The 26,901-nt window shown below is 49.7% G+C and carries 26 protein-coding genes; 23 read left to right on the top strand and 3 right to left on the bottom strand.

Features of this window, described 5'->3' with window-relative positions; all coding sequences use genetic code 11:
• The first annotated feature begins 13 nt into the window (after positions 1–13).
• The 13 genes from flhB to TW77_RS05135 all read left to right on the top strand — a co-directional run bounded on the left by flhB (position 14) and on the right by TW77_RS05135 (position 13,739).
• Positions 14–1,144, top strand: coding sequence for a flagellar biosynthesis protein FlhB (gene flhB, locus TW77_RS05195; protein WP_046003905.1), 1,131 nt, complete (start codon positions 14–16; stop codon positions 1,142–1,144).
• Positions 1,145–1,204: 60 nt separating this feature from the next.
• A complete protein-coding gene (gene flhA / locus TW77_RS05190) occupies positions 1,205–3,301 on the top strand; it encodes a flagellar biosynthesis protein FlhA (protein ID WP_046003904.1) in 2,097 nt (698 codons plus the stop codon).
• A 20-nt stretch (positions 3,302–3,321) separates the two neighbouring features.
• Complete coding sequence (gene flhF / locus TW77_RS05185) at positions 3,322–4,848, top strand: flagellar biosynthesis protein FlhF (RefSeq protein ID WP_046003903.1); 1,527 nt, start codon at positions 3,322–3,324, stop codon at positions 4,846–4,848.
• Positions 4,841–5,701: a MinD/ParA family protein gene (locus TW77_RS05180; protein ID WP_046003902.1), complete on the top strand. Its 861-nt coding sequence runs from the start codon at positions 4,841–4,843 to the stop codon at positions 5,699–5,701. Before flhF ends, TW77_RS05180 begins: the two co-directional genes overlap by 8 nt.
• Positions 5,702–5,703: 2 nt before the next feature.
• Positions 5,704–6,438, top strand: coding sequence for an RNA polymerase sigma factor FliA (locus tag TW77_RS05175; protein ID WP_046003901.1), 735 nt, complete (start codon positions 5,704–5,706; stop codon positions 6,436–6,438).
• Between the two features lie 43 nt (positions 6,439–6,481).
• Positions 6,482–6,865 carry a chemotaxis response regulator CheY gene (gene cheY, locus TW77_RS05170; RefSeq protein ID WP_010385696.1) on the top strand — a complete coding sequence of 128 codons (384 nt, stop codon included), beginning with the start codon at positions 6,482–6,484 and terminating at the stop codon, positions 6,863–6,865.
• A gap of 19 nt (positions 6,866–6,884) precedes the next feature.
• Positions 6,885–7,655 (top strand): protein phosphatase CheZ, encoded by a 771-nt coding sequence (locus TW77_RS05165; protein ID WP_046003900.1) that lies wholly within the window; start codon positions 6,885–6,887, stop codon positions 7,653–7,655.
• 15 nt (positions 7,656–7,670) lie between these two features.
• Entirely contained in the window at positions 7,671–9,905 is a 2,235-nt protein-coding gene (locus TW77_RS05160; protein WP_046003899.1) for a chemotaxis protein CheA, read from the top strand.
• A gap of 80 nt (positions 9,906–9,985) precedes the next feature.
• Positions 9,986–11,140: a protein-glutamate methylesterase/protein-glutamine glutaminase gene (locus TW77_RS05155; protein ID WP_046003898.1), complete on the top strand. Its 1,155-nt coding sequence runs from the start codon at positions 9,986–9,988 to the stop codon at positions 11,138–11,140.
• Between the two features lie 54 nt (positions 11,141–11,194).
• Positions 11,195–11,980 (top strand): ParA family protein, encoded by a 786-nt coding sequence (locus TW77_RS05150; protein ID WP_046003897.1) that lies wholly within the window; start codon positions 11,195–11,197, stop codon positions 11,978–11,980.
• The gene (locus tag TW77_RS05145; RefSeq protein WP_046003896.1) at positions 11,973–12,785 is read left to right on the top strand and encodes a chemotaxis protein CheW; all 813 of its coding nucleotides are present in this window, start codon (positions 11,973–11,975) and stop codon (positions 12,783–12,785) included. Before TW77_RS05150 ends, TW77_RS05145 begins: the two co-directional genes overlap by 8 nt.
• 24 nt (positions 12,786–12,809) lie before the next feature.
• Positions 12,810–13,307 carry a chemotaxis protein CheW gene (locus TW77_RS05140; RefSeq protein ID WP_010385708.1) on the top strand — a complete coding sequence of 166 codons (498 nt, stop codon included), beginning with the start codon at positions 12,810–12,812 and terminating at the stop codon, positions 13,305–13,307.
• A gap of 3 nt (positions 13,308–13,310) precedes the next feature.
• A complete protein-coding gene (locus TW77_RS05135) occupies positions 13,311–13,739 on the top strand; it encodes a DUF2802 domain-containing protein (protein ID WP_046003895.1) in 429 nt (142 codons plus the stop codon).
• A 113-nt stretch (positions 13,740–13,852) separates the two neighbouring features.
• Here the strand turns inward: TW77_RS05135 and TW77_RS05130 are convergent, their stop codons facing one another.
• From TW77_RS05130 to TW77_RS05120, 3 genes are all read right to left on the bottom strand, one after another.
• Positions 13,853–14,149, bottom strand: a complete 297-nt coding sequence (locus tag TW77_RS05130; protein WP_010385716.1) for an EscU/YscU/HrcU family type III secretion system export apparatus switch protein — start codon at positions 14,147–14,149, stop codon at positions 13,853–13,855.
• A gap of 100 nt (positions 14,150–14,249) precedes the next feature.
• The gene (locus tag TW77_RS05125; protein ID WP_052713044.1) at positions 14,250–16,241 is read right to left on the bottom strand and encodes an amidohydrolase; all 1,992 of its coding nucleotides are present in this window, start codon (positions 16,239–16,241) and stop codon (positions 14,250–14,252) included.
• A 124-nt stretch (positions 16,242–16,365) separates the two neighbouring features.
• Entirely contained in the window at positions 16,366–18,942 is a 2,577-nt protein-coding gene (locus TW77_RS05120) for a flagellar hook-length control protein FliK (RefSeq protein ID WP_046003894.1), read from the bottom strand.
• 104 nt (positions 18,943–19,046) lie between these two features.
• Between TW77_RS05120 and ccmA the strand changes: the two genes are divergently transcribed.
• From ccmA to TW77_RS05070, 10 genes are read left to right on the top strand one after another with little or no spacing between them, the layout of a single operon-like run.
• Positions 19,047–19,670, top strand: a complete 624-nt coding sequence (ccmA, locus tag TW77_RS05115) for a cytochrome c biogenesis heme-transporting ATPase CcmA (protein ID WP_082078843.1) — start codon at positions 19,047–19,049, stop codon at positions 19,668–19,670.
• Positions 19,670–20,356, top strand: a complete 687-nt coding sequence (gene ccmB, locus TW77_RS05110) for a heme exporter protein CcmB (protein WP_046003892.1) — start codon at positions 19,670–19,672, stop codon at positions 20,354–20,356. Before ccmA ends, ccmB begins: the two co-directional genes overlap by 1 nt.
• Position 20,357: 1 nt before the next feature.
• Positions 20,358–21,095 carry a heme ABC transporter permease gene (locus TW77_RS05105; protein ID WP_046003891.1) on the top strand — a complete coding sequence of 246 codons (738 nt, stop codon included), beginning with the start codon at positions 20,358–20,360 and terminating at the stop codon, positions 21,093–21,095.
• 2 nt (positions 21,096–21,097) lie between these two features.
• Entirely contained in the window at positions 21,098–21,301 is a 204-nt protein-coding gene (gene ccmD, locus TW77_RS05100; RefSeq protein WP_046003890.1) for a heme exporter protein CcmD, read from the top strand.
• Complete coding sequence (gene ccmE, locus TW77_RS05095) at positions 21,298–21,777, top strand: cytochrome c maturation protein CcmE (RefSeq protein ID WP_046003889.1); 480 nt, start codon at positions 21,298–21,300, stop codon at positions 21,775–21,777. Before ccmD ends, ccmE begins: the two co-directional genes overlap by 4 nt.
• Position 21,778: 1 nt before the next feature.
• A complete protein-coding gene (locus TW77_RS05090; protein ID WP_046003888.1) occupies positions 21,779–23,734 on the top strand; it encodes a heme lyase CcmF/NrfE family subunit in 1,956 nt (651 codons plus the stop codon).
• Positions 23,734–24,306, top strand: coding sequence for a redoxin family protein (locus TW77_RS05085; protein ID WP_046003887.1), 573 nt, complete (start codon positions 23,734–23,736; stop codon positions 24,304–24,306). Before TW77_RS05090 ends, TW77_RS05085 begins: the two co-directional genes overlap by 1 nt.
• Entirely contained in the window at positions 24,303–24,776 is a 474-nt protein-coding gene (locus TW77_RS05080; RefSeq protein ID WP_046003886.1) for a cytochrome c-type biogenesis protein, read from the top strand. Before TW77_RS05085 ends, TW77_RS05080 begins: the two co-directional genes overlap by 4 nt.
• A complete protein-coding gene (gene ccmI / locus TW77_RS05075) occupies positions 24,773–26,047 on the top strand; it encodes a c-type cytochrome biogenesis protein CcmI (RefSeq protein ID WP_428838739.1) in 1,275 nt (424 codons plus the stop codon). The genes TW77_RS05080 and ccmI overlap by 4 nt, the downstream gene beginning before the upstream one ends.
• On the top strand, positions 26,048–26,779 hold the full coding sequence (locus TW77_RS05070) for an MlaA family lipoprotein (protein WP_046003885.1): 732 nt from the start codon (positions 26,048–26,050) through the stop codon (positions 26,777–26,779). It abuts the gene before it with no gap.
• Positions 26,780–26,901: the final 122 nt, after the last annotated feature.

The raw sequence follows: 26,901 nt of genomic DNA, 5'->3' as shown, positions 1-26,901 counted from the left end.
CGGGAGCAAGAAGATGGCAGAAGATTCTGGTCAGGAACGCACGGAAGAACCCACAGACAAAAAGATAGCTGACTCGAAGAAAAAAGGGCAGGTTGCGCGGTCAAAAGAGCTGGGTACGACGTTCGTGCTCATATTCTCAGCTGTGGCATTGCTGTTGTATGGCGCGGACATTGCGAAGGGGCTGTATAACATGATGGGTCGCATGTTTACGCTAAATCGCAATGAAACCTATGACACCACTAAAATGTTTTCGGTTTGGGGTGATGCATTTTCTGAGATCATCTTCCCGCTGTCTATGTTTGTGTTGATCATCATGGTTGCCGGGATCATTGGAAATACTTTGTTAGGCGGGTTTAATTTTAGCTGGGAAGCCGCAGCCCCTAAAGCCAGCAAAATGTCACCAATGAAAGGCATTAAACGTATGTTTGGGCCTCAGGCGGCTGTAGAGCTGGTCAAATCCATCCTTAAATTCGTGCTGGTGGCCGGGTTTGCAATTTTGCTGATCAAGATGTTCTTCTATGAGATATTACACCTGAGTATCGAGCAAATCCCTGGCAGTATTCTGCACTCGCTGGAAATTCTTGCCTGGATGTTTCTCGCACTGAGCTGCACTATGATCATTATCTCAGCCATTGACGCACCCTATCAGAGCTATAATCATCACAAACAACTCAAGATGACGCTGCAAGAAGTAAAGGACGAGTACAAGAACTCCGAAGGTGATCCCCAGATCAAAGCGCGTATTCGGCGCACACAACGGGAGATGTCGCAGCGTCGTATGATGCAGGAAGTACCTGATGCCGATGTGGTTGTAACCAACCCCACTCACTATTCTGTGGCGCTCAAGTATGACACTGACAAAGCCGGTGCCCCTATGGTCATTGCGAAAGGAGTTGATGAACTGGCCATGCAGATCCGTAAAATTGCCAAAGGTAATGAAGTCCCGATTGTCGAGTCGCCTGTGCTGACTCGTTCTTTGTACCACACCACTGAGGTGGGCGACCAAATTCCACAACAGCTGTTTACCGCCGTGGCGCAAGTGCTGGCCTACGTATTCCAGCTGAAAAAGTTCAACAAGGGGCGGGGTAAGCGGCCTGTTGCCCTGAATAAAGACCTGCCGATCCCCGATGAACTAAAACACTAAGCTAATTGGTATTAAACTTGCTTTAATGTAACTGCGTCAATAATTTGTGGTTTGTAAGTTATGGATTTTAAAGCGGTTTTACAGCAGGTTAATCGAGATAAAAAAGAGTACGCCAAAGGCATTGGTACCCCAGTGCTGGTGTTGGCGGCATTGGGCATGGTGGTATTACCTATGCCCCCTTTCTTGCTTGATATCTTGTTCTCATTCAATATTGCCCTGGCATTGGTTGTACTGCTAGTGACGGTTTACACCATGAAGCCGCTTGAATTTGGCATGTTCCCTTCAGTTTTGCTGATAGCGACAATCCTACGATTGGCACTGAATGTTGCCAGTACCCGGGTGGTGCTGCTGGAAGGTCATAACGGCGGAGACGCAGCCGGTAAAGTGATCGAAGCGTTTGGTTCCGTTGTAATTGGCGGTAACTACGCGGTTGGTCTGGTCGTCTTCCTGATCCTCATCATCATTAACTTTGTGGTTATCACCAAAGGTGCCGGCCGTATCTCCGAAGTATCAGCCCGTTTTACCCTGGACGCGATGCCAGGTAAACAAATGGCGATTGACGCAGACTTAAATGCCGGTTTCATCTCGGCTGACGAAGCCAGAGCAAGACGTGAAGAAGTCACCCGTGAAGCTGATTTCTACGGTTCAATGGATGGTGCCAGTAAATTCGTAAAAGGGGATGCGATAGCGGGGATTGTTATTCTGGTAATTAACATCATTGGCGGCCTGTTTGTCGGTATGGTACAGCACGACCTGACTTTTGGCAGAGCGATGGAGGTGTATACCTTACTGACTATTGGTGATGGTCTGGTTGCTCAGCTGCCGTCACTGCTACTTTCTATCGGTACGGCGATTGTTGTAACTCGTCAGAACGAATCGCACAATATGGGCGAGCAGATGACCCAGCAACTGGGCAATGAGAAGTCCTTGTCTATTGCAGCCGGGATTCTGATTGTGATGGGGCTTGTGCCTGGCATGCCACATGTTGCTTTCCTGGGCCTGGGCGGACTCATTGGCTTTTTGGCTTACTACCAACACCAGCAGAAGCTTAAGGCCGAAGAAGAAAAAGCAGAGGAATCAAAAGGCGGCGCAGTCGCTTCTCAGCAGCAGGAACAAAAAGAGCTTGGCTGGGATGATGTACAGCCGGTGGATGTGATTGGTCTGGAAGTAGGCTACCGCCTTATCCCGCTGGTTGATCAGTCACAAGGCGGCGAGCTGTTGAATCGCATTAAAGGGGTGCGTAAGAAGTTGTCACAGGAGCTGGGTTTTCTGGTGCCACCTGTGCATATTCGCGATAACCTCGAATTAGACCCGAATGCCTATCGCATTACCCTGATGGGAGTGGGATCCGGTGATGGTGAGCTGAAGCACGGTGATGAGCTGGCTATCAATCCGGGCCAGGTATTTGGCCCAATCAACGGGGTTGCGACTAAAGATCCTGCATTTGGTCTGGAAGCGGTTTGGATCAAACCTGAACAAAAAGACGAAGCACATTCTCTGGGGTACACCGTGGTCGATGCGGCGACGGTTGTGGCGACACATATCAGTCAGTTATTGACTAACAATGCGTCTTTACTGCTTGGCCATGAAGAAGTTCAGAACCTGCTAGATATGCTGGCCAAGAGTCACCCTCGCCTGGTCGAAGGCTTGGTCCCTGATGTATTACCTCTGACAACTATTGTAAAAGTACTGCAAAACTTGCTTAACGAGGGCGTGGCAATTCGTGATATGCGCTCTATTGTTCAGACTCTGGTTGAGTACGGGCCACGCAGTCAGGACCCGGATGTATTAACGGCTGCGGTACGTATTTCACTACGCCGATTGATTGTTCAGGATGCGGTTGGTGGGGCTGAAGAAATCCCTGTCATAACATTGGCGCCTGAGTTGGAACAGATGTTGCATAAATCACTTCAGAACGCAGGTGATGAGGGGGCAGGCATAGAGCCAGGCCTTGCAGAGCGGCTTCAAGGTTCACTAAGAGAAGCCCATCAAACGCAAGAAATGCTCGGCGAGCCGTCCATCTTATTAACCTCAGGTATGTTAAGAAGTGTGCTGTCACGATTTGTAAAACACACCATCCCGGGACTCAGAGTGATGTCGTATCAGGAAGTACCGGATGAGAGACAAATTAAGATAGTGAGCTCAGTTGGACAGTAGAGGACTAAAAGGGGCTGACCATGAAAATTAAACGTTTTTTTGCAAAAGATATGCGTACGGCTTTGAAAGAAGTGAAAGAAGAGCTGGGTGCTGATGCGGTAATCATGTCGAACAAGAAGCTGGCTGACGGTGTAGAGATCGTTGCAGCTGTGGATAATGACCGCACACCGGCACCTCAGGCCGCGCAGCCCGCTCCTCAACAAGTTGCGCCTCAAGCCGCGCCTCGTCAGGCTGCGCCGCAGCAAAGCGCGCAATCTGGTTACAGCCAGCCTGCAAGAATGGTCCGTCCTCAGCCGCGTCGCGCAGAGCCGCAAAAGCAGGCTCAGGTTGCTGACAGCCTGGAAGCCTTGCTGGAGCGTCAAGCCCCTCGTCCTAAGTCGCCCGAGCTTGCTTCAATGTTTTCTCAATCTGGTATTAATACCGATGATATGTTTGGCGCGCAGCAGCGCCATGAAGCGCCAGCTAAAGAGGCACCTCAGAGCGCTCGTCAGCCTCGTTTTGAGACCCAAAGTCATGATTTTGACGGCCGCGATACAGCGTCTTCCTGGGAGTTTGGTGACGATCTGGAACAGGGCTTCGGTGACGAGCCAGCCGCGCAGAAAAAAGTCAGCGAAGATGAAATGTCTTCCATGCGCGATGAGATGAATGCAATTCGTCAGTTACTTGAATTCCAGCTATCAGGGCTGATGAATCAGGAAATGGCGCGTCGTGACCCGACTCGTGCTTGTCTGGTTGACCGCCTTAAAGGCATGGGGATTGGTGCTGAAGTGGCTGAGCAAATGGCTTGCTTTATCCCTGATGACGTGTCTCGTAAAGAAGCCTGGAATGCGCTACTTAATATGGTTGTTAATCAAATGCACACAACTAACAACGATATTCTGCGCCAGGGTGGTGTGTATGCCATGGTCGGACCTACAGGTGTTGGCAAAACCACCACAGTTGCAAAATTGGCAGCGCTGGGTGCACAAAAATATGGTGCCGATAATGTCGCCCTGATCACCACAGATACCTACCGTATCGGCGCTTATGAACAACTGGCAACCTATGGTCGGATCATCGGTTGTCCTGTCAAGCAGGTAAAAGATGCCAATGAACTTGCTGAGGTTCTTTATCATTTACGTAATAAGCGTCTAATATTAATAGACACGGCAGGTATGAGTCAGCGTGATTTACGCCTGACAGAGCAATTAAACACGCTGATGCGTAGCAGCCGTGTTGACATTCGCAGCTACCTGGTATTAAGTGCGACTGCACAAATGCATGTACTGCAAGAAACCGTCAATCACTTCAAAAAAGTCAATTTAAGTGGTTGTATTTTTACAAAACTTGATGAAAGTCTAAGTTTAGGTGAGATAATTAGCATAGCGATTCAAAATCGTCTGCCAATAGGGTATCTTACCAATGGTCAGCGAGTGCCTGAAGACATTCGCGTGGCAAACGCTCAGAAGTTAGTCAAAAAGGCTGAGCAATTGTATTTAAAGAGAACAAAAGCACAACATTCGCGACGTGTACCAGTGGCGTCCCAGACAGTAGGAATGTATGATTAATACAGTTTTAGATCAAGCAAGTGGCCTGCGGAGAATGAACCAGAAAAATAACCACAGTGTAAAAGTAATCGCAGTGACTGGTGGTAAAGGTGGAGTAGGTAAAACCAATGTATCCCTTAACACTGCCATTGCGTTAGGACAGCAGGGTAATCGGGTCTTGGTGCTTGATGCTGACTTAGGTCTGGCTAACTGTGACGTTATGCTGGGTTTAAGAGTAGAGAAAAATTTATCGCATGTTTTGTCTGGTGAATGTGAACTAGACGAAATTCTTGTAGAGGGCCCGGCTGGGATCCGCATCGTACCTGCAACCTCAGGGTCGCAGAGTATGGTTGAATTAACGCCTGCAGAGCACGCTGGATTAATCCGTGCGTTTAGCGAATTGAGTAGCGAATTTGACATCTTAATCGTCGATACTGCGGCTGGTATTTCTGATATGGTTTTGAGCTTCTCTCGTGCTGCCCAGGATGTCTTGGTTGTAGTGTGCGACGAGCCAACCTCCATCACGGATGCTTACGCGCTGATCAAAGTGCTTAGCCGCGAACACGGTGTATACAAATTCAAGATTGTCGCCAATATGGTGCGCAGTCTACGTGAAGGACAAGAGTTGTTTGCCAAGCTGTCCAAAGTGACCGACCGATTTTTAGATGTTGCTTTGGAGTTGGTTGCTACGATCCCGTTTGATGAAAATATGCGCAAGTCATCGCGTCGTCAAAAAACCATCGTAGAGCTCTTCCCTAATTCACCTGCTGCCGTGGCGTTCAGAGGCCTGGCCAGCAAAGCTGTCAAGTGGCCCATTCCCCACCAACCTTCAGGTCATTTGGAATTCTTTATTGAGCAACTGGTAAACGGTTAACGATGGCTTCACCGGTCAACCGCATGGCGGGATATAAAACGACGGACCACCTGAGTAAGGTGGTAGAGCGTCATACGCCTTTGGTAAAAAAGGTGGCCTGTCATTTATTAGCGAGGTTACCAGCCAGCGTTCAGTTAGATGATTTAGTCCAGTCGGGTATGATTGGACTCATCGAAGCGTGCAAAAATTTTGACGCCAGTAAAGGCGCAAGCTTCGAAACCTTTGCCGGTATTCGAATTCGCGGTGCAATGATTGACGAGATCCGCCGTGGCGACTGGGCTCCCCGCTCAGTGCACAAAAACGGCCGGATGGTTGCAGAAGCCATTGCTGAGCTTGAAGCACAGCTTGGGCGCGAACCAAAAGATACTGAAATCGCTGAAAAACTTGATATTACGCTAGATGAGTACCATCATATTTTACATGATGTCAATGCGAGTAAAGTTATCGGCATTGAAGACCTAGGGGTCGACGAAGACGTAATTTCTCCCGCAGGCAACGATTTTGCGCTAGACAAACCATTCAATAATGTTAAAAATGAGCGCTTTAACGAGTCGTTAGTCAATGCTATCAAGACTTTACCTGAGCGAGATGCCTTGGTGTTGTCTTTGTACTATAACGACGAGATGAATTTAAAAGAGATTGGCGCGATCTTAGAGGTCAGCGAATCTCGAGTGAGTCAGATTCACGGTCAAGCAATGATCAAGCTCAGAGCGAAGATCAATGACTGGATCAATTAGAGTTAGTTTTACAATATAGGTTCAAACCTCACCGGAGGAAGTTTTGGATAAGAACATGAAAATTCTCGTGGTTGATGATTTTTCTACGATGAGAAGAATAATCAAAAACCTGCTAAGAGACTTAGGCTTTACCAATGTTCAAGAGGCTGATGATGGCAGTACGGCACTTCCAATGTTGCAAAATCAGGAATTCGACTTTGTCGTAACTGACTGGAATATGCCCGGCATGCAAGGTATCGATTTGTTACGCGCAATTCGTGCTGACGACAAGCTTAAACACATCCCAGTACTCATGGTAACAGCGGAAGCGAAAAAAGAACAAATCGTTGCTGCTGCCCAGGCTGGAGTTAATGGTTATATCGTTAAACCGTTTACGGCAGGAACCCTGAAAACCAAGCTAGAAAAAGTGTTCGAGCGTTTAGGCTAGTATTGATAAGGGTAGGCTTATGTCAACATCTTCTGTGCCACAGATAACTCTGGAACAGGCTAAACTGCTCGTTGAATACCTAGAACAAGGTGAGCAGGAAAAGGCTGATGAGATATTAATTGAGGCCACTAATAAAGAACAATCAGAGCTTTTTGCTGAAGTCGGTAAGCTGACTCGACAACTTCATGAATCATTGAAGAACTTTGAGTTGGATACGCGCTTAGCAGATCTCACGACAGAAGCCATTCCAGATGCCAAGCAGCGCCTCAATTACGTCATGGAAATGACCGAAAGCGCTGCCAATAAAACCATGGATGCCGTAGAAGCGAGTCTTCCCTTAGCCCAAGAACTTGCCGACCAACTCTCTGAAATCAAGCCCACCTGGGACAGACTGATGAGCCGGGATATCCAGCTCGGAGAGTTCAAGTCTTTGTGTCACGATCTTGACAGTTTTATGCAGTCGTCAAAAGGCCGTACAGATGAATTACAGAATCTGATGACCAATGTTTTGATGGCGCAGGATTATCAGGATTTAACCGGACAGGTGATCCGGCGTGTCATTGAGCTGGTTCGTGAAGTTGAAGACAGCCTAATTCACTTGTTGACTGTATTTGGTAGCGCTGAAGAAAGTCAACAAACTGCAGCCCAGCCGCAGTCACAAACTAAAGCCACCCCCGTTGCTGATGAGTTATCAGGTCCTGAGGGTCCAATTATGGACGCTGAGTCTCGAGATGATGTCGTATCCGGGCAGGACGAAGTTGATGACCTGTTGTCGAGTTTGGGCTTCTAATAGGAGAGTATGCGAATGAGCTTTGAAGTCGATGAAGATATCTTACAAGACTTTCTTGTTGAAGCTGGGGAAATACTCGAACAGTTATCTGAGCAGCTTGTCGAACTAGAAAATAATCCGGAAGACAAAGAGCTGTTGAACGCGATTTTCCGTGGTTTCCATACTGTTAAGGGGGGCGCAGGCTTCCTGAGTATGACGGAACTGGTGGATGCTTGTCACGGTGCGGAAAACGTGTTCGATGTGTTGCGTCAGGGCCAACGTCAGGTAACAGCAGAGTTGATGGACGTGATTTTACAGTCACTCGACACCATCAATGAAATGTTCTCATGTATTCAAAATAGAGAGCAACCAGAGCCCGCAGATCCTCACCTGCTGGAAGTATTACACCAGCTTAGCCAACCACAATCAGCAGACGAAGAAATTGCAGCTCCTGCTGCCACAGAGCCTGAACCGGTTGTTGCAACGCCCAGTGCAGATGATGTGCTGTTCGATGCACCATCGGACCCCGTCGATGGTGCCGATGGCGAAAGCTCAGACAGCATAGATGAAATTTCAGAAGAAGAATTCGAAAGCTTACTGGATGAGTTACACGGCTCTGGCAATGCCCCGTCAGTAGCTTCAGACACACCCGCTGCACCTAAAGCCACATCCGCGCCAGCGAGCAGTGATGACGGCGATATTACCGACGACGAATTTGACAGTTTGTTAGACGAGTTACACGGGGTTGGACAATTTGGTGCAACACCTGCTGCACCGACACCTGCACCTGCACCACCCGCAGCCACTGAAAAAGCACCAGTATCGGGGGGCGGTGATGATGACGAAATCAACGACGACGAATTTGAAGCTTTGCTGGATGAGTTGCATGGTAAGGGGCAAGCGCCAAAGTCAACAGAAGCGGAAGTAGCAGCGCCTAAAGAAGCGCCAAAAGCACCGCCAAAACCTGAACCTAAGCCAGCGGCGCCGGCGGCAAAAGCACCAAGTGCACCAGCTGCCAAACCTGCGCCTGCAGCGGCGGCTAAGCCGCCAGCCGAGAGTAAACCTGCTGCTGATAAAGCGGCGGCTAAAAAGCCTGCTGCACAAGCTGAGACAACTGTTCGCGTTGATACTAAGCGCCTTGATGAGATCATGAACATGGTCGGTGAGCTGGTGTTGGTGCGTAACCGACTAGTGAGCCTGGCAAACAACTCTAATAGCGAGTCTATGGGCAAGGCTATCTCGAACCTGGATGTGGTCACGGCAGACTTGCAGGGCGCGGTAATGAAAACCCGGATGCAGCCAATCAAGAAAGTTTTTGGTCGTTTCCCTCGGGTTGTTCGTGACTTAGCGCGCAGTCTTAAAAAAGACATTAGCTTAGTATTGGAAGGGGAAGATACGGATCTGGATAAAAACCTGGTTGAGGCATTGGCCGATCCCTTGGTTCACTTGGTGCGTAACTCGGTAGACCATGGTATTGAAATGCCTGACGTGCGTGAAGCCGCAGGTAAGTCCAGAACCGGTACTGTCACCTTATCCGCTTCGCAAGAAGGCGACCATATTCTGTTGACCATTCGTGATGATGGTGCAGGTATGGACCCTGAGAAACTGAAAAAGATTGCGATCAGCAAAGGGGTTATTGACTCAGACCAGGCAAGTCGCCTGTCGGATAATGAAGCTTACAACCTGATCTTCGCACCTGGTTTCTCAACCAAAGAACAAATTTCTGACATCTCAGGCCGGGGTGTTGGCATGGACGTGGTTAAAACCAAGATCACCCAGCTTAATGGTTCCGTTAATATCCAGTCTGAACTGGGTGTAGGCACCATACTGGAAATCAAAGTACCACTGACATTGGCCATTTTGCCTACACTGATGGTAATGATTGGTCAGCAGACATTTGCACTGCCACTTGCCGGGGTGAGCGAAATATTCCACCTGGATTTGACTAAGACCAATGTGGTTGATGGCCAATTGACTATCATAGTGCGTGAAAAAGCGATCCCACTGTTCTATCTGGAGCATTGGTTAGTGAAAGGCGCGGACAGAAGAGCCCGCAAAGCTGAAGGGCACGTGGTCATTGTTCAGATGGGCACTAAGCAAGTTGGATTTGTGGTGGATTCACTGATAGGCCAGGAAGAAGTGGTTATCAAACCATTGGATGCCTTATTGCAAGGCACACCAGGTATGGCTGGTGCAACCATTACATCTGATGGTGGTATCGCACTGATTCTGGACGTCCCCAGCATGTTAAAATATTACGCCGGTAAGTAATTAACTGGCGCATTTATACCGACAAAGTGGTGTCTTTGACACCACTTTTCGGATCTGTAACGAATAAAAGAGCAATGCCAATGGCAGTTAAAGTATTAGTTGTAGATGACTCGAGCTTCTTTCGTCGCCGAGTGAGTGAAATACTAGAAAAAGATCCTGAAATCCAGGTGATTGACTTTGCAGTAAATGGTCAGGAAGCCGTAGACAAAGCGGCTAAACTCAGACCGGATGTCATCACTATGGATGTGGAAATGCCAGTGATGGATGGGATTAGCGCGGTAAAGCAGATCATGCAAAGCTCACCGACTCCCATTTTAATGTTTTCGTCATTGACCCGTGAAGGTGCAAGTGCCACATTAGATGCACTGGATGCCGGTGCGGTCGACTTTTTGCCGAAAAAGTTTGAAGACATTGCCCGCAATAGTGAAGATGCGATCCGCTCTTTGCAAAACAAGGTCAAAGAAATTGGCCGACGTCGTGTAAGCCGTTTTACTCGGCCTATTAGCTCGTCGCCGGCACCTGCGCCTGCGCGCAGCACACCTGCCTCATCCGGGCTGCGCTCAACGGCTAAACCAATAGCGCAACCAGACCGCACCTTCTCGCGACCTGCGGCGGATACGCCCAGTTCAGGGGCGTCGTTTAAGGCGTCGGGAAAAAGATACCAAATTGTTGCCATCGGCACGTCTACGGGCGGTCCGGTTGCACTTCAGACTATTTTAACGCAGTTGCCTGCAAATTTTCCGCACCCGATATTGCTGATCCAGCATATGCCTGCGGCATTCACACCGGCATTTGCACAGCGATTAAATAGCCTGTGTAAAATCAAAGTAAAAGAAGCGGAGCAAGGCGATCGCTTGCAACCTGGCGTTGCTTATCTTGCACCTGGTGGCCAGCAGATGTTGGTTGAATCCAGAGGTGGCAGTAAAACGCTTAAAGTGTTTGAAGACGACAGCCCGCGTATTACCTACAAACCCAGTGTTGATGTGACTTTTGCCAGTACGGCGAAAGCCTACGGTGGGGACGTATTAGCAGTTATACTCACGGGCATGGGCGCGGATGGCAGAGACGGTGCCAGAATGCTGAAACAAAGTGGTGCGACTATCTGGGCCCAGGACGAAAAAACCTGTGTGGTCTATGGCATGCCGCAAGCGGTTGCCAGTGCGGGCATTTCATCGGAAGACATTGCCTTACAGGATGTGGCGCTGAGAATAAACAAAGAAATAGGCTGCGCATAACGTAACTATGCCCCAATGCGTGTCTGTGTTTGGCCGAAGGAATAAAAAAATAACGTGAAAATCTGGACGGTAGCGAACCAAAAAGGCGGGGTGGGTAAAACCACCACCACAGTAAGTCTCGGTGGGATCCTGGCGCTTCAGGGTAAGCGTGTATTACTGATAGACACAGATCCGCATGCATCTTTAACATACTACTTTGGCATTGACTCAGAAGAGCTTGAAGTCAGCGTGTATGATATTTTTATTCGTGGCTCCAACATGGCCAGTGAGGAAATTCTTCAGGCATTGTGCCCCTCAACCATAGAAAACCTCGATATATTGCCGGCGACCATGGCTATTGCAACACTCGATCGCAGCATGGGCAACCGCTCCGGCATGGGGTTAATTCTGAAAAAAGCCCTGGCCAAGATAAGTGAGCACTACGATTATGCCATTCTGGACTGCCCACCCGTATTGGGTGTGCTGATGGTGAACGCCCTGGCCGCGAGCGAGCGTATTTTGATCCCGGTGCAAACCGAGTTCCTGGCGCTGAAGGGGCTGGATCGTATGATGCGCACAATGTCATTAATGCAAAGTTCGCATTCCAAGCAATATCAATATACTATAGTACCAACTATGTATGATAAGCGCACCAAAGCATCGCTTGAAGCCTATAAGTCTTTAGTCGAGACCTATCAGGATAAAGTGTGGCCTGGGGTGATCCCGGTTGATACTAAATTCAGAGATGCCAGTTTGGCGCAGCAAGTGCCAGTGCAATTTTGTCCTAAATCGCGTGGTGTCTATGCTTACCGTGCCTTATTAGATCATCTGGCAGAAGTGGATAGAGGTAGTAATGAGTAAGCATCTGTTTGCCAATGAACAGGTCATGAAGCAATATCTGGGCGCCTTGTTACGCGAAGAAGAGGAAGACGAGGTTGCGCTCGCACCGGTGGCTAAGCTGCTGGAATCTGTGCCAGAGGCCAAAGAAGAGCAAGTTGCAACGCGTCATGCTGTTTCAAGTTCAGAGGATGCCGTTACACAAGAGCCACCTGAGCAAGCTGTTGCACAGGCTCAGGCCGAAACAGCTATGCCGCAGGAAATCGCCGAGGAAGAACCCGTAATAACCCCGGCTGATGATCTTGAGATAACTGAAAATACTACTATTATCAAAGAAGAAGCAGAGCAGGCTAGGCCAGCTCGTGCGCGTGATGCGTACCTGGAAAACGAATTTCAGGCGTTGTTCTTTGAAGTAGCCGGGCTGACTTTGGCAGTGCCTTTACAGTCGCTGGGTGGTATACATCAGCTTACCGAAGTTAATCAGTTGTTTGGTAAGCCAAAATGGTTTAAAGGCGTGATGCTCAACCGGGAAGAAAAACTCAATGTGGTTGATACAGCCCGCTGGGTGATGCCGGAGAAGTTCACACCTGAGCTGGAAGAGAAGCTGGATTACCAGTACTTGATCATGCTGGGCGATAGCCAGTGGGGCTTGTTGGCCGAAAATCTGGTTAATAATATTACGCTGAAACCAGAAGACGTTAAATGGCGAACGGCGGATGGTAAAAGGCCATGGCTGGCGGGCGTCATTAAAGAAAAAATGTGCGCACTGATAGATGTTGAGAATTTAAATCGATTGCTAGAGCATGGCCTCGATAGCCGAGAGCAGTAACTAGCATCTAACTGGAGTAAAATCATGAGTCAAGAGAGAATACTTTCGGCTGATAAAAATGCAGATAGTAATGATGAAGTCCTTCAGTGGGTTACCTATAAGCTAGAGGATGAAACCTACGGCATTAACGTAATGCAGGTACAAGAAGTATTACGCTATACCGAGATTGCCCCTGTGCCGGGCGCGCCAACTTATGTGCTTGGTATCATCAACCTACGTGGTAACGTGGTTACGGTTATCGACACGCGCTCTCGCTTTGGGCTGCCAAGCTCAGAGGTCACTGATAACTCTCGTATCGTGATCATCGAGGCTGAAAAACAAGTCGTTGGCATTTTGGTCGACAGCGTAGCCGAAGTGGTTTATCTGCGCAGCTCCGAGATTGATAGCGCGCCAAACATTGGTACTGAAGAGAGTGCTAAGTTTATTCAGGGCGTGTCGAACCGTGAAGGTGAGCTACTGATCCTGGTTGATTTGAACAAACTACTCAGCGATGATGAGTGGGATGAGTTGAGCCATATATAACCCGTGCAAGCAGTAACCCAAAACGAGATTTTATTGCTCCTGGTCATTGCCTCAAGCCTGCTATGTTTAGTGTGCTTGGGGTTTATTTTTGCGCTGAGTAAAAAAGTACAACAACAAAACAATGAACATGGCAAATTGCTTCAGCATATGAAGCGAGAAAATGAACAAGTGGCTATCTTACGCAGTGAAATCGCCGAAGTTCGCGCCAGTGTACTAAGTATTGGTAAACGTCTGGTAGCCTGCGAGAATTACGCAAAGGATCTGGCCCAGCAACAGGCTGCGCAAAAATATGACGATCCTGATGCTAAGATTTATTCACGCGCAGTCAAAATGGTTGAACTGGGCGCAGACATAGAAGAAATTATGCGAGAGTGTGAACTACCCCGCGCCGAAGCCGAACTATTAATGTCCCTGCACAACAAGCAATCATAGGGTTGCTCATCATCAGCCAACGACAAACGCCAGAACACATCTGCATTTTCGTTGGCTGTGTACTTTCTTATACCTCGCTTTGCGCTCTCGATAAAACCCTGCTGAGAAAGGGATCAGGCCTTTATATTCAGCTTACCCTGGAAGTGTTTCCACCCAGGTGGAAATTTACCACGCAGGACGTAAGAGAACGCGATTAGCTCTGCAATCACATAATAGAGCTCTTTGGGGATTTCTTCGTGCAGGTCGAGCTGGCTGAGTGTCTGGACCAAAGTGGCATCTTCATGGATCATGATGTCTTTTTCTTTAGCAAGTGCAATGATCTCTTCGGCAAGTTCGCCAAAACCCTTACAAACAACTTCGGGCGACTTACCCGCTTCATATAACAGGCCAATGGCGGTTTTTTGTTCCATAACATTTAACGACTACAGACATCTTAGTATCAAAGTAGCATGTAACACCGTCAGAGAAAAAGCCCTTACCCGGATTTATATCCGGATAAGGGCTGCCAGTTTAGTTATGATGACACAATCTGCCATTTACCCAGGTCTGACGGACTGGCACATCTCTCAGTCCGACTGCAGGGCGTGTTAAGGGATCTTCATCCAGAATAACCAGATCGGCCTGTTTACCAACCACCAGTTCACCGATGAGGTGATCCATATGACATTGCCAGGCGGCATCATAGGTTGCAGCGCGCAGGGCCTGAGCTATGGTGGCACATTCTTGCTCATTGAGCACAGGTGAGTGGCCATTTTGATAGGCTTCCTCAGGGGCGTCTTCCATCATACGGGTGACGGCCTGTTCCATCATACGCAGTGGGCCAATGGGTGAAACAAAGTGATCACTGTGCAGGGTATAGCGCAGTGCATGTTGAGTCGCAGAGGCGGTGCGATCCAGATGCTCTACAACCGATTGCTGAGGAAACACTTTATGCTTGAAGGTATAGCCCCAGTAACCCACATGCCCGATTAAAAAGCTTGGCGACAGGCCCAGATAGTCCATATCAGCCAGGTTCTGGTCGCTCAGTAAAGATGCGTGCTCTATGCGATGGCGCTTTTCCAGTCCCGCTTTTTCCTGGTTATGGAGTGCATCACGATACGCCATGATGGTATTGTTTATGGCATGTGTGCCGTTAGCGTGGATCATCAAAGACCAGCCGCGCGTGTCTAACTCACTCACCAGCGCCAGAAACGGAGATTCTACTTGATGATCTGCGTCGCCATCCGGCGGATTGAAATTCCAAACACCATAGGGGAATTCATCGTTAATGTTGCTGTCCGGGAATTGATATTTAGTGAGCTGATATCCGGTCAGACCCTGGTTAGAGCCATCGCTGACGATTTTGGCATGGGCAATATTGAACCAGTCCGTATGGTAATGGCTGGGTTCGGTTGGCGTGATTTTACTCCACTGATCAGCCGAGGTATAGAATAATGCACCGCCAAGGCGCAATCCGGCAAGGCCGCTGCTGGCCATCTTACTCAATATCTCCAGCTCAGCGTTTTTCAAAGACGCGCCGAGCGCAGCATCCCACATCAGGGTTACGCCTCGTGATAGCGCGAGCTTAAAGATCTTTTGTAAATTGCCAAACAGCTCAGTGATGCCTTGAGGGTGTTCTACAAAGTACTGCTCCAGCGCGACTTTGATCACCGGGCCAATCTGATCCGATTCGAGTAAGATACCATTTTCATTGACGGGCAGCTTGCTTGCATGCTGCGCGCGTTGCACTGCTTCAAGCGCATTGGTGTTGACGTAAGCAACATGGCCAGATGCATTCATAATAAAAATACAAATATCATCGTCCTTGCCCGAGCGTGCCTGCTTGCTGATGTCGTCCAGCTCAGTACAGTTGAAGTCCTCCCAGGGCGTTGGGCTGACAGAGCCGTCCGCAGACGTTGTGGTGATAGGGTTAAACTGGCTGGGGTCGACCCCAAACGCCAGCAGCCATTTGCGGTGAGAGGGGAGTGCTTTTGCCGCTTTGAGTAACAGCGCTGACACTGACTTCTTGTTGTAGTCTTTGCCAATTAAATACTGATCATTGCTATCACCGCCACTTTCTACTCCTTCTCTGAACGGTGCGAGCTGCAGCCAGGCGTTAAAAGATGCTGTGGGAGTCAAATGAACATGGGGTTCAATCAGCCCGGGTAACATGCAGGCCCCTTGTAAATCTTCAGAGTTGGCGTGTGGATACTGGTTTTGACAGTCAGTCAGGCTACCAGTATGGACTATCTGCCCATGCTCGATGACAACGGCTTCAACGGTTTTGTTTACATCACCGCTTTCGAGCGTACGAATAGTGCCGCCGTAAAAAATCTTGTGCTGCTGAGGGGGCCTGACAAACTGATTGGCAATGTAATCATCTATGTAATGCTCTGCGGCAATCAGTAGTTTATCGAGGTTGAAAATCCCCTTATCTGATTGGTTATGATCGCCTTGTACGGCATGGCCAAACAATTGGTAGTTACAGCAGGCACAGCCAAGGTGCGGGTGGTGCGAAGACATAGCGTTCTCCTTTGCATATGTGATGTAGTGTTAGGCAAGTCAGACTTGCGCTACAACTGTAGAACATATGGTCAAAAGTGAAAGCTGCCCGGATATGCCGTGATCCTGACGAGTAAAATTTGGGTTACACCTGAATACTCACGATGGCGTGGCTGTCGTAAAAGCGCTTAACCTGAGAGGCATCTTCGCGCAGCGCTATCTCCCCAACTTGAAGGCCGTGTGCAGCCAGCTTGCTGCGCAGTGCATCCAGGTGAGGCTGGGCCAGCTGGCAAACCGACGCGCTGTCGCCAACAATCTCGCAGTCGAGGGCTTTGTCCATCAGCTCCGCTTGTACACTTAACTGGCCAAGCTTGGCGTAATCAAAGTTAAGCCGCACAAACCACACTTGTTTTTCCGGCATATTGGCTTTGGCGGGTTTCTTATACTTGCCTATCTGTAGTTCACTCTGGCGACATTCCTGCGGCAATTTGAGAGGCATAAATAAATTGATCAGCAACTGGCTTTCGCTATCGAATTTTTGCGCCAGCGGCGCTGGACTGGCATTGTTAGCCAGATTGTTTTGCAACAGTGCCAGGTCGTCCATCAAACGAGACTGAGCTTGCTGAGTCACCGCCTGAATAAACTGACCGGGAGACGAGAGTTTCGTGCCGGGTTGCAGGGTTTCAACCAGGGCTGCAACACGCTGCTCCAGGTTAGTTTGCGGCGGTAAGTCCTGGGCTTTGGCAGTAAGCTGAGTACCCAGTAAAGTCACTATGAGCTTGTCCAGTGCTTGCGCAAAACTGCTGTTGGGCAAAGTGGGCTGTATCTGGCTGGCAAGCGCCGGCAACCGTGCAAATAGTTCATGACTGACCTGTTCCGGGGAGTGGCGCGTTTCGTCCATCATTTTGCTAAAAGCCTGATGTACAAGGCGCATCAAGTCGGCTGACTGCGGGCTGCGAAATTGCTGTGTTGCAGACAGGGTTTCACTGAGTTGCTGTTGCAGTGGTGGGCCAGATTGTGTCGGTGTTGCTTCTATCTGGCGCAGTGTTTTACTCAAAATCTGGGCGATTGGTAAAGATAAAGTAGGTTTGGCCGATGCCGCCTGCTCAGCTTTTGCCGAGCTCGTTTGGTTTGGCTGGTTGTCAGCGGGTTTAGCTGCCGACTCGTCACTCAGTGCCTGTGCCTGTTGCAACTGAGGGTTTATAAGCTGTGCGCTGTAAGGCTTTTGTTGAGGAACCACAGCAGCAAAGACCTGTTGAAGTATCGCCAGGCGTTGAGTAAACGCGCTGGACGGCTGCGAGGCAACAGCGGGTTTGCCTGGAGTTGCAGACGAGAGCGCCTGTGCATCTTTGGCTGTGGCAGCAGAGCCGGAGGGCGTTACTGGCGCAGGTGCTTGTGACAAAGCCTTACTGATTTTGCCGGGTTCCAGTGGTGTTGTCCCGGCTGGTGCCGAGCTGGTATTGCGTTCAGCGACTGAGCTACCTGAAGATGATACAGGGGTTTGCACGTTACCTTTAGGTGTAGCCTGCTTAGTGATGTTAGTAAATACTTGCTCTACGTTATCCAGTAGCTGTAAAAGAGGTTGGCTGTGAACCGGCGTCATGCTTTTTAATACCAGCGCGGCATTGTTGGCTGCAATCTGAGGTAAAGTCGCATTCGCTGATTTTGCAGCCGTGGTTGGCGGCTGAGTGGCAGTCGGTGCTTGAGAACCCTGAGTTTGCTTGGTGTTGAAAAAGGGCCTGGACAGTAGCTGCCCCAGAGCTTGTTTAACCGTCTGTTTAATGTCTGCCATTGATACGTTTAGCAAAGGTTTATCATAGCTGAGTGTCGATTTACTGTCCGGTGCAGGGCTAATGGCTTTTTCCAGCTCGGCGGCGAAACGGTGTGTGGCCAGTTTGGGCAGGGCTTGCTGTAAAGGCGTGGCCAGTTTTACCTCAGTTGATTGCCTGGCTACGCCGATTTGCAGTCCGTCCGGCTGGGCTTTTAGCTGAGCATTGAACCAGCTGTTGAGCTTCAGCGCACTCTGGGCTTCAGGGGTTTTCACTTCAACCTGCTGGTTGGCAAGCTGCAATGTGGCACTGCTGCGGCCAAGCTTAATCCTGGGTTGCTCTTGATTACCAAGTTGCGCCAGTAAAGAGGTTAGTTTGTGTTTACTAACTGGCGCTTTCATCAGCTCATCGCCAAAGGCATTAAAAATCTGTAGCAGCAAGTTATTCTGCCGTGCACTGAGATTGGCGACGAGTTTATTCTCTTGTTTGAGTAAGTCTGCCAGGGCAGGGGGAACTGGCAGCGCCAGGCCAATTTTTTCCAGCATTAAGGTGGATTGATTGCTGCCTTTAAGCTGCGCATCCAGCTGCAACGCACTTTGCCCGCCAAGCCCTTTGATCAGACTCAGCAGGCTCAGCAAAGTTTGCGCGGGTTTGATCTGTAATTTCAGTTCAGGGGTGCTGACCGTCAGCAGTGTGCCATCGGCACTGAGCTTAACCTCGGCTTCGGGTAATTTCAGCGGCTGCTGCAACTGGCTCTGACTGGCCAGTCGTACGCCTTGCCAGCGGCCATCTATCGTCACCTCCATTTGAATGCTGTCGGGTTTGATCACCAAGTTGCGGGCATTGAAGGTCTGTTCAGTCGCTGCGGCAGTGTTTGCTGATGACCCGCGTTCATTCAGCTGTGATGTGGCTAAATGTGCATTGTTTTGAATAGAAATCGTCGGCTTATTCATTATTTTAAATCAAATTTTCGTTGATCGGTCGCATCCAATTATTCGTATTACCCTACCATTATGATAGACTAACGCCCAATTTTTTAGCGTCAGAGAGTCGCGCCTTGCTAGAGATTAAGTCCGTCACGTGTGTAAAACAGGACCGCTGTTTATTTGAGTCATTGAGTTTTTCGCTTCAGGCGGGTCAGATCATGCAAGTTGAAGGCCCAAATGGTGCAGGTAAAACGTCTTTATTACGTATTATCGCGGGTTTTGCCCGTGCCGACGAAGGCCAGATCTGTTTTGAAGGCCAGGACATTAGTCGGGACTACGACACTTTCGCCGAGTCTTTGCTGTTTATCGGGCACAAAACCGGTGTAAACCAGCAATTGACTGCCTATGAAAACGTTCTGTACTGGTTGCAGGTGCATGGTTACGGGGCAGACGAAGAGGAAATCTATACGCTGCTAGGCCAGCTTGGCCTGGTTGGGCTGGAAGACGTCCCCGTGCGGACCCTCTCCGCAGGTCAACAACGTCGGGTCGCGCTGGTGCGGCTATGGTTGAATAAAGCGCGTCTGTGGATCCTCGATGAACCCTTTACCGCACTCGATAAAAAAGGTGTCGCGCTGCTGCAACAGCAGTTTGAATCGCACCTGGCAAATGGCGGCGCTATTTTACTGACTACCCACCAGGATCTGACGACTCAGTTCAGCTCCCTGAAAACCCTGGCTCTGGAGTACCGCCATTAATGAAGGTTGAGCATTCTTACTGGCATTTATTTGTCGCTGTTTATCGTAAAGATGTGACTTTGGCTTTTCGCCAACGCGCCGAAATCGTAAACCCTCTTCTGTTTTTTCTGATAGTCATTTCGTTATTTCCGTTGGCAATTGGACCCGAACCGGCCTTGCTGGGGCGCATGGCTGCAGGTATCATTTGGGTAGCCGCGTTGCTGTCGACCATGCTGGGTTTGGACAAGCTATTTCGCGATGATTATGCCGACGGATCGTTGGAGCAAATGATAGCTTCACCCTATCCTATGTCTTTGTCTGTGCTGGCCAAAGTAGCCGCACACTGGACCATCACCGGATTGCCTATGGTGCTGATGGCACCGTTATTTGCGCTGTTGATGAACCTCGACAGCCAGGCACTGGGCGCAACCATTCTGACTTTGTTGATTGGAACGCCGTTATTAAGTTTTATTGGCGCCATAGGCGCCGCATTAACCGTGGGTCTGCAAAAAGGCGGTATTTTGATGAGTCTGCTTGTTTTGCCTTTGTATATCCCGGTTCTGATTTTCGCAACCTCTGCCATTGATACCGCCAGTATGTCGGTCGCTTATGGCGGACAACTTGCGATCCTTGGTGCCATGCTGGCCGTTGCCATCGTCACGGCGCCAATTGCCATATCGTCAGCTTTAAGAGTGAGTGTAAGTTAAAATGTGGAAGTGGTTACATCCCTATGCAAAAGCGGAGCGTGCTTACCAATTGTGTAACACCTTGCTTCCGTACTTTGTTACCGTGACGGCGGTCTGTATCGCCGTAGGATGGATCTGGGGCCTGGCATTTGCCCCGGCGGATTATCAGCAAAAGGACAGCTATCGCATTATCTTTATTCACGTGCCTTCGGCAATTTTGTCGATGGGGGCGTATTCTTCTATGGCCATTGCCGCAATCGTTGCGCTGGTGTGGCAAATTCGTAATGCGGAACTGGCCGTGATTGCCATTGCGCCTGTTGGCGCGGCGATGACCGCCATTGCCCTTATCACGGGCGCGGCCTGGGGTAAACCTATGTGGGGTGCCTGGTGGGTATGGGATGCGCGCTTAACATCTGAGTTGATCCTGTTGTTTTTGTACTTTGGTGTACTGTCTTTGTATCACGCCTTTGAGGACAAAAAATCAGGTGGCAGAGCGGCCTGTATTCTGGCCATTGTTGGGGTGATCAACTTACCGATTATTCATTTCTCTGTTGAGTGGTGGAACACGCTGCACCAGGGCTCAACCATTACCAAATTTGATACATCCGCCATCGACTCGTCTATGTTATGGCCGTTGCTTATCAATATTTTAGGGTTTGCCGCCTTTGTTGGCGCGCTGTCACTGGTCCGTCTTAAAAACGAGATCCTTCAGGTCGAGAAGCACCGCCCCTGGGTGCGCCAGCTGGTTAGTCGAGGTTAAGTATGCAGTTTGAATCTTTGAGTGACTTTTTTCACATGGGCGGTTACGCCTTTTATGTCTGGCTATCGTTTGGTAGCTGTGCCTTTATCCTGCTGGGCTTGGTATGGGCGTCGTTAAACGATGCCAAGCGTATTAAGCGTGAAGTCGATGCACAAATGAAGCGTGAAGCACGTATCAAGCAGGCCCAAGAGGAGGCTCAAGCATGAACCCAAGACGTAAAAAACGCTTATTTGCCGTATTGGCCGTGATATTTGGCATTGGCTCAGCAGTTGGTCTGACCCTGTATGCGTTACAAGAGAATATCAATCTGTTCTATACGCCTAGCGAGCTGATAGAAGGTAAGGGCCCCGATAAAGAGCTGCCTTATATTGGCCAGAAGCTGCGCATCGGCGGCATGGTTGTGCCTGGCAGTGTGAACCGAGAAGAAACGTCTCTGGATGTGACCTTTAAGCTCATTGACACCGGACCTATGGTTACCATCAAGTACCACGGTATTTTGCCTGATTTGTTCCGTGAGGGTCAGGGTATTGTTGCGCAGGGCACACTGGTTGAACCTAATGTCATTGAAGCATTTGAAGTGCTGGCAAAACACGACGAAGAGTATATGCCAGCCGAAATAGCTGAGGCCGTGAAAGGGATCAAGCACGAAAAACCCAAATATAATTTAAACAGCGAGAACTAGTATGATCCCTGAGATAGGTTATTTTTCATTGGTTCTGGCCATGGGCCTGAGCTTGCTGTTATGCATTTTTCCTCTCTGGGGCGCTTATACCGGCAACTTACGCCTGATGCGTACAGCGCCTTCACTGGCCGTGGGTCAGTGTCTGCTGGTTTTGTTTTCTTTTGGTGTACTGATTTATATCACACTCGCCGACGACTTTACTGTGGCTTACGTAGCGCACCATTCCTCCAGTACGCTGCCCTGGTATTACAAGGTTACGTCGACCTGGGGTGGCCATGAAGGCGCCATCCTGTTGTGGCTGGTGATGCAGGCAAGCTGGACGGCTTTGGTCGCCATGATGTCTAAATCTTTGCCCTGGGTACTGCGCGCACGCGTACTCGGTGTGCTGGGCTTCCTGGGCGTAGGCTTTATGCTATACACCCTGTGGATGTCGAGCCCGTTTGAGCGTTTACTGCCTTACTACCCGGTAGAAGGCCGCGATTTGAACCCGCTGCTGCAAGACCCTGGCATGATCATTCATCCCCCTTTGCTCTATATGGGCTATGTGGGATTATCTGTGTCTTTCTCTTTTGCAATTGCCGCATTGTTAACTGGCAAGCTGGATAACACCTGGGCCAAATGGTCGCGTCCCTGGACTATGGCCGCATGGGGCTTTTTAACTTTAGGTATTACCATTGGTAGCTGGTGGGCATACTCTGAACTAGGCTGGGGCGGCTGGTGGTTCTGGGATCCGGTTGAAAATGCCTCTTTAATGCCCTGGCTAGTGGCAACTGCACTCCTGCACTCTCTGGCTATTACAGAAAAACGCGGCGTGTTCAAATCCTGGACTGTTTTATTAGCTATCGCCGCATTTAGCTTGTGCTTGTTAGGCACCTTTATCGTTCGTTCCGGCATCATCGTATCGGTACACGCGTTTGCCACCGACCCCGATCGTGGTTTGTTTATTCTCTCTTTCCTCGCCTTAGTGGTGGGCGGTAGTCTGGCACTCTACGGGCTACGCGTAAGCCAGGTATACAGCGAAGGTCGCTACAAGCTTGTTTCCCGCGAAGTCGGACTGTGGGTGAATAACATCTTCCTGGTTGTGGCAACCCTGATTGTATTGCTGGGCACGCTATTGCCAATGATCCATAAAGAACTTGGGCTGGGTTCCATCTCGATTGGTGTACCTTTCTTTAACCAGATGTTTGCCATTCTGATTGTGCCGTTTGCCATCTTGATGGGTATTGCGCCTATGTTGCGCTGGAAGCAAAACAAGTTGCCACCACTGGCTAAAAAGTGGGCCGCTATTTTTGTTGCCACTATTGTGATCACCAGTGCCTGGCTGTTCTCCAGCTTTGATGACATCAGCACGCTGACTTATCTGGCGACTGCACTGGCCGTTTGGATCTGTATCGCCACTGTGGTTGATCTGGTTGAAAAGGTCAGTGTGCACCCAAGCACGGCTCAAGGTCTGAAACGTCTGGGTATGAGCTACTGGGCGATGGTGTTGGGCCATGTAGGTATTGCGTTTGTGATTGCCAGTGTGACCCTGACGTCAGCGTATTCTGTTGAACGCTCAGTGGTGATGACAAAAGGTGAAACCGCAACGTTGAATGAGTATGAGTATCGCTTTGAAGGCGTAAACGAGATCCGTGGCCCTAACTATGGCGGCCATGCCGGTGAAGTAACCGTATTTAAGGACGGCGAGTATGTCACCTTGTTACATGCAGAAAAACGTTTGTACGATGTGGGCATGCAGTTTATGACCGAAGCGGCAATTGACGATGGCTTCTATCGTGACCTGTATCTGGCGCTGGGCGAGTCCATGGGCAATGGTGCCTGGTCACTGCGTATTTACCATAAACCTTACGTTCGCTGGATGTGGCTGGGCGGTATTCTGATCTCCCTGGCGGGCTTTATTGTCCTGGCCGATAAGCGTTATCGTCGCCGTAAGCAACCCTCTGTGGAGCACGCATAATGAATAAGAAGTTTTTAGGCCTGGTGCCATTGCTGATTTTTGTATTGTTGTGTGTGTTCTTGTATCAGGGCCTGTTTGGTAACCCCAGAGAGCTGCAGACCGGCCGCCTGGGTCACACTATGCCGGCGTTTGAGTTGCCTGATCTGATGGATGAGCGAAAGCGCTGGACCGATCAGGACTTGCTGGGAGAGGTGTACCTGTTGAACGTGTGGGGCACCTGGTGCCCGACCTGTATCGCGGAGCTGGGTTATCTGACCGAGCTGCGCGAGCAGGGCGTGCGGATCATCGGTTTGTACTATGAGCAAGCCTATGATCCCGACTTTGGCGATCAATTTGACATAGACTACCTGCGTGCCGACGTACAGCAAATGCTGTCTCGCGCAGGTGACCCGTACCAGTTTAATATCCTCGATCTGGAGCGCACATTGGCGCTGGATTTGGGGGTTTCGGGCGCGCCGGAAACTTTCCTGGTAGATAAAAACGGTAAGATCATTTTGCACCACACCGGCGACATTAATCCGCGCGTGTGGCGCAGCAAATTTGCTCCGGCAATTCAGGAGTTGCAACCATGAAAAAACTAATGCTGGCATTGGCATTACTGGCAGGCCTGTGGTCGCTTAGTGCCCATGCTGTTGAAGACAAATACCAGTTCAAAAACGCCGAACGAGAGCAGACCTTTAAAGAGCTGGTGCAGGAACTAAGATGCCCTAAGTGTCAGAACCAGAACATTGCGGATTCTGATGCGGTAGTTGCCAAAGACTTACGCGACCGCGTGCTGGACATGGTTCAGGAAGGTAAATCTAAGCAAGAAGTCATCGACTTTATGATTGACCGCTACGGTTACTTTGTTCATTACCAGCCGCCCGTTACCCCGGCCACCATTGTATTGTGGGTAATGCCTGTGGTGATCCTGGTGCTGGGCTTTGGCTTTATTGTATTCAGACAGAAAAAAGCTGCACGTAAACAAAGCTGGAGTCCGGAAGATGAACAAAAACTGGCTGAGCTAATTAAACAAAGCCAGCGTAAGGAGCGTACTTCATGAATGACATGATGCAAATGTGGGGCATGTTTGCGCTTCTGACTGTGCTGGCAGGCTTGTTTGTGGTGATGCCGTTTTTCCGTCGTGACAAGCTGGTGGCTGTAGATCATGATGCCAATGCCGAACGCATAGACATTTATCAGCAGCGTTTACAGGAGCTGGCAGAAGAGCTGGCCAATCAGCGTATTGACCAAAGCAGCCACGATGAATCTGTGCTGGAGCTTAAGCGTCGACTACTGAACGAGCTGTCACCGGAGCGTACGCTCGACACGCGTGGCAATAACCTGGTACTTGCAGCCACAGGTGTGGCGTTCCTGCTGGTCGTCAGTGCGGTATTCTACTCTTTTACCGGCAGCCAAAAACAAATTGCTGACTGGTATAAAGCCGTTGATATGCTGCCCGAGTATGGCCAGCGTGCGGTGATGCAAACGGGTGAGCCACTCAGTCCAAATGAGCTTCAGGCGTTTGCGCTGGGCCTGCGTACTAAACTGGCAAACAGTGGTGATGACGCGGTTGCCTGGATGCTGCTGGGCCGTGTTGCAATGTCGCTGAATGACTTTGAAATGGCCATGCAGGCGTTTGATAAAGCGTTGGCAATGCAACCCAATAACAGCAATGTCAAGGTCAGCTATGCCCAGGCGCTGCTGGTTGAGGGCTCTGAAAACGCGATGAACCGCGCTGCCCGCATGTTGTCTCAGGTGCTACAAAGTGAGCCTCGTAATATCGATGCGATTTCTCTGCTGGCGTTGATTGCCTATGAGCGTCAGGACTGGAAAGAGTCTAAAGCGGCCTTCGAAGTCTTGCTTGCGAGCATGACGCAGGATGACCCGCGTTATGCAATGATCAAGCAACGTATCGCCGATCTGGACGACAAGCTGAGCACAGCACAAGCGACACAACCTGCGATGCCGGCGGATGGTTTGCAGGTGTCGGTGACGCTTGCTGATGAGCTGAAGGATAAAATCCCTGAAAATGCGACGCTATTTGTCTTTGCTAAAGCCGCAGAGGGCCCGCCTATGCCACTGGCGGTGGCCAAACTTACAGATTTTAACTTGCCATTAAGTGTCAACTTGGACGATAGTATGGCGATGATGCCTAACCTGAAAATGTCTGGGTTTAAAGAAGTGGTTGTTACAGCGCGTATTTCAGCAGACGGCAATGTGGGATTGCAAAGCGGTGAGCTAGAAGGCGTGACCCAGACCATTACCCTGACTCCAGAAGCACAGCAGGTGGCGGTCACTATCAGTCGTGTTATAACCAGCACAGGAAGCTAAATGTATAAAAAACTTGTTGGCGCCACTTTGGCGCTAATTTTATCCGGGTGTGCGCAAGTCCCCGTAGAAAAACAAGACGCGCGAGATCCGCTCCAGTCGCTCAACCGTCCGTTATATGACTTTAATATGGACGTGCTGGATGCCTATATCCTGCGTCCCGCTGCGAAGGGCTATATTGCCATCACACCGGCACCGGTTCGCAGCAGTCTGGTTAACTTTACCACCAACCTGGCAGCACCCACAGACGCCGTGAATGCTGCCTTACAGGCAAAACCCGGCGATGCAGGTGTCAATGTTGCGCGCTTTTTGGTGAATACAACCGTGGGCATTTTTGGTCTGTTTGATGTGGCCAAGACGCTGGGCCTGGAACACAAAGATGAAGACTTTGGTCAGACGCTGGGTGTTTGGGGGGTTGGTGATGGTGCTTATCTGATGATCCCAGGTTATGGTCCGTCAACGGCTCGTAACCTCACAGGTGATGTGGTCGATAACGTTGTGCTGCCAGAAATTGCGCTGTCTACGCCACAAACCATTTTGGTATTTGCCCTGCGTGCCGTTGAAGCAAGAGCCAGCCTGATGTCACAGGAAAAGCTCCTTAATGAGTCGCTCGACCCGTATATTTTCCTCAAAGACGTGTATTTTCAGCGCCAGCTGTATGAACTCCATGATGGCAACCCGCCCGTCGAGGAGGAGCCCGAGGAATTCGATGAGGATTTCCTCGAGAATCTGTAACCTCATATTAAACCGGTCAGCATTCACTGACCGGTTTTTTTATCTTTGCTTGCATAGTATCAGCTTTCTTTTGGCGGGAGCGAGCTACTTCTGTGGTAGAAGGAGCCTGATAGAGTCAGGCT

This window comes from Pseudoalteromonas rubra (assembly GCF_000967655.1).
Classification (GTDB): Bacteria; Pseudomonadota; Gammaproteobacteria; order Enterobacterales; family Alteromonadaceae; genus Pseudoalteromonas; species Pseudoalteromonas rubra_A.
This window is presented reverse-complemented; position numbering and strand designations above follow the sequence as displayed.

What these genes read in the sequence shown, in the direction of transcription:
- flhB (WP_046003905.1), top strand. Translation starts at nt 14, where the DNA reads ATGGCAGAAGATTCTGGTCAGGAACGCACGGAAGAACCCACAGACAAA.
- flhA (WP_046003904.1), top strand. Translation starts at nt 1,205, where the DNA reads ATGGATTTTAAAGCGGTTTTACAGCAGGTTAATCGAGATAAAAAAGAG.
- flhF (WP_046003903.1), top strand. Translation starts at nt 3,322, where the DNA reads ATGAAAATTAAACGTTTTTTTGCAAAAGATATGCGTACGGCTTTGAAA.
- TW77_RS05180 (WP_046003902.1), top strand. Translation starts at nt 4,841, where the DNA reads ATGATTAATACAGTTTTAGATCAAGCAAGTGGCCTGCGGAGAATGAAC.
- TW77_RS05175 (WP_046003901.1), top strand. Translation starts at nt 5,704, where the DNA reads ATGGCTTCACCGGTCAACCGCATGGCGGGATATAAAACGACGGACCAC.
- TW77_RS05165 (WP_046003900.1), top strand. Translation starts at nt 6,885, where the DNA reads ATGTCAACATCTTCTGTGCCACAGATAACTCTGGAACAGGCTAAACTG.
- TW77_RS05160 (WP_046003899.1), top strand. Translation starts at nt 7,671, where the DNA reads ATGAGCTTTGAAGTCGATGAAGATATCTTACAAGACTTTCTTGTTGAA.
- TW77_RS05155 (WP_046003898.1), top strand. Translation starts at nt 9,986, where the DNA reads ATGGCAGTTAAAGTATTAGTTGTAGATGACTCGAGCTTCTTTCGTCGC.
- TW77_RS05145 (WP_046003896.1), top strand. Translation starts at nt 11,973, where the DNA reads ATGAGTAAGCATCTGTTTGCCAATGAACAGGTCATGAAGCAATATCTG.
- TW77_RS05140 (WP_010385708.1), top strand. Translation starts at nt 12,810, where the DNA reads ATGAGTCAAGAGAGAATACTTTCGGCTGATAAAAATGCAGATAGTAAT.
- TW77_RS05130 (WP_010385716.1), bottom strand. Translation starts at nt 14,149, where the DNA reads ATGGAACAAAAAACCGCCATTGGCCTGTTATATGAAGCGGGTAAGTCG.
- TW77_RS05125 (WP_052713044.1), bottom strand. Translation starts at nt 16,241, where the DNA reads ATGTCTTCGCACCACCCGCACCTTGGCTGTGCCTGCTGTAACTACCAA.
- TW77_RS05120 (WP_046003894.1), bottom strand. Translation starts at nt 18,942, where the DNA reads ATGAATAAGCCGACGATTTCTATTCAAAACAATGCACATTTAGCCACA.
- ccmB (WP_046003892.1), top strand. Translation starts at nt 19,670, where the DNA reads ATGAAGGTTGAGCATTCTTACTGGCATTTATTTGTCGCTGTTTATCGT.
- TW77_RS05105 (WP_046003891.1), top strand. Translation starts at nt 20,358, where the DNA reads ATGTGGAAGTGGTTACATCCCTATGCAAAAGCGGAGCGTGCTTACCAA.
- ccmD (WP_046003890.1), top strand. Translation starts at nt 21,098, where the DNA reads ATGCAGTTTGAATCTTTGAGTGACTTTTTTCACATGGGCGGTTACGCC.
- ccmE (WP_046003889.1), top strand. Translation starts at nt 21,298, where the DNA reads ATGAACCCAAGACGTAAAAAACGCTTATTTGCCGTATTGGCCGTGATA.
- TW77_RS05090 (WP_046003888.1), top strand. Translation starts at nt 21,779, where the DNA reads ATGATCCCTGAGATAGGTTATTTTTCATTGGTTCTGGCCATGGGCCTG.
- TW77_RS05085 (WP_046003887.1), top strand. Translation starts at nt 23,734, where the DNA reads ATGAATAAGAAGTTTTTAGGCCTGGTGCCATTGCTGATTTTTGTATTG.
- TW77_RS05080 (WP_046003886.1), top strand. Translation starts at nt 24,303, where the DNA reads ATGAAAAAACTAATGCTGGCATTGGCATTACTGGCAGGCCTGTGGTCG.
- ccmI (WP_428838739.1), top strand. Translation starts at nt 24,773, where the DNA reads ATGAATGACATGATGCAAATGTGGGGCATGTTTGCGCTTCTGACTGTG.
- TW77_RS05070 (WP_046003885.1), top strand. Translation starts at nt 26,048, where the DNA reads ATGTATAAAAAACTTGTTGGCGCCACTTTGGCGCTAATTTTATCCGGG.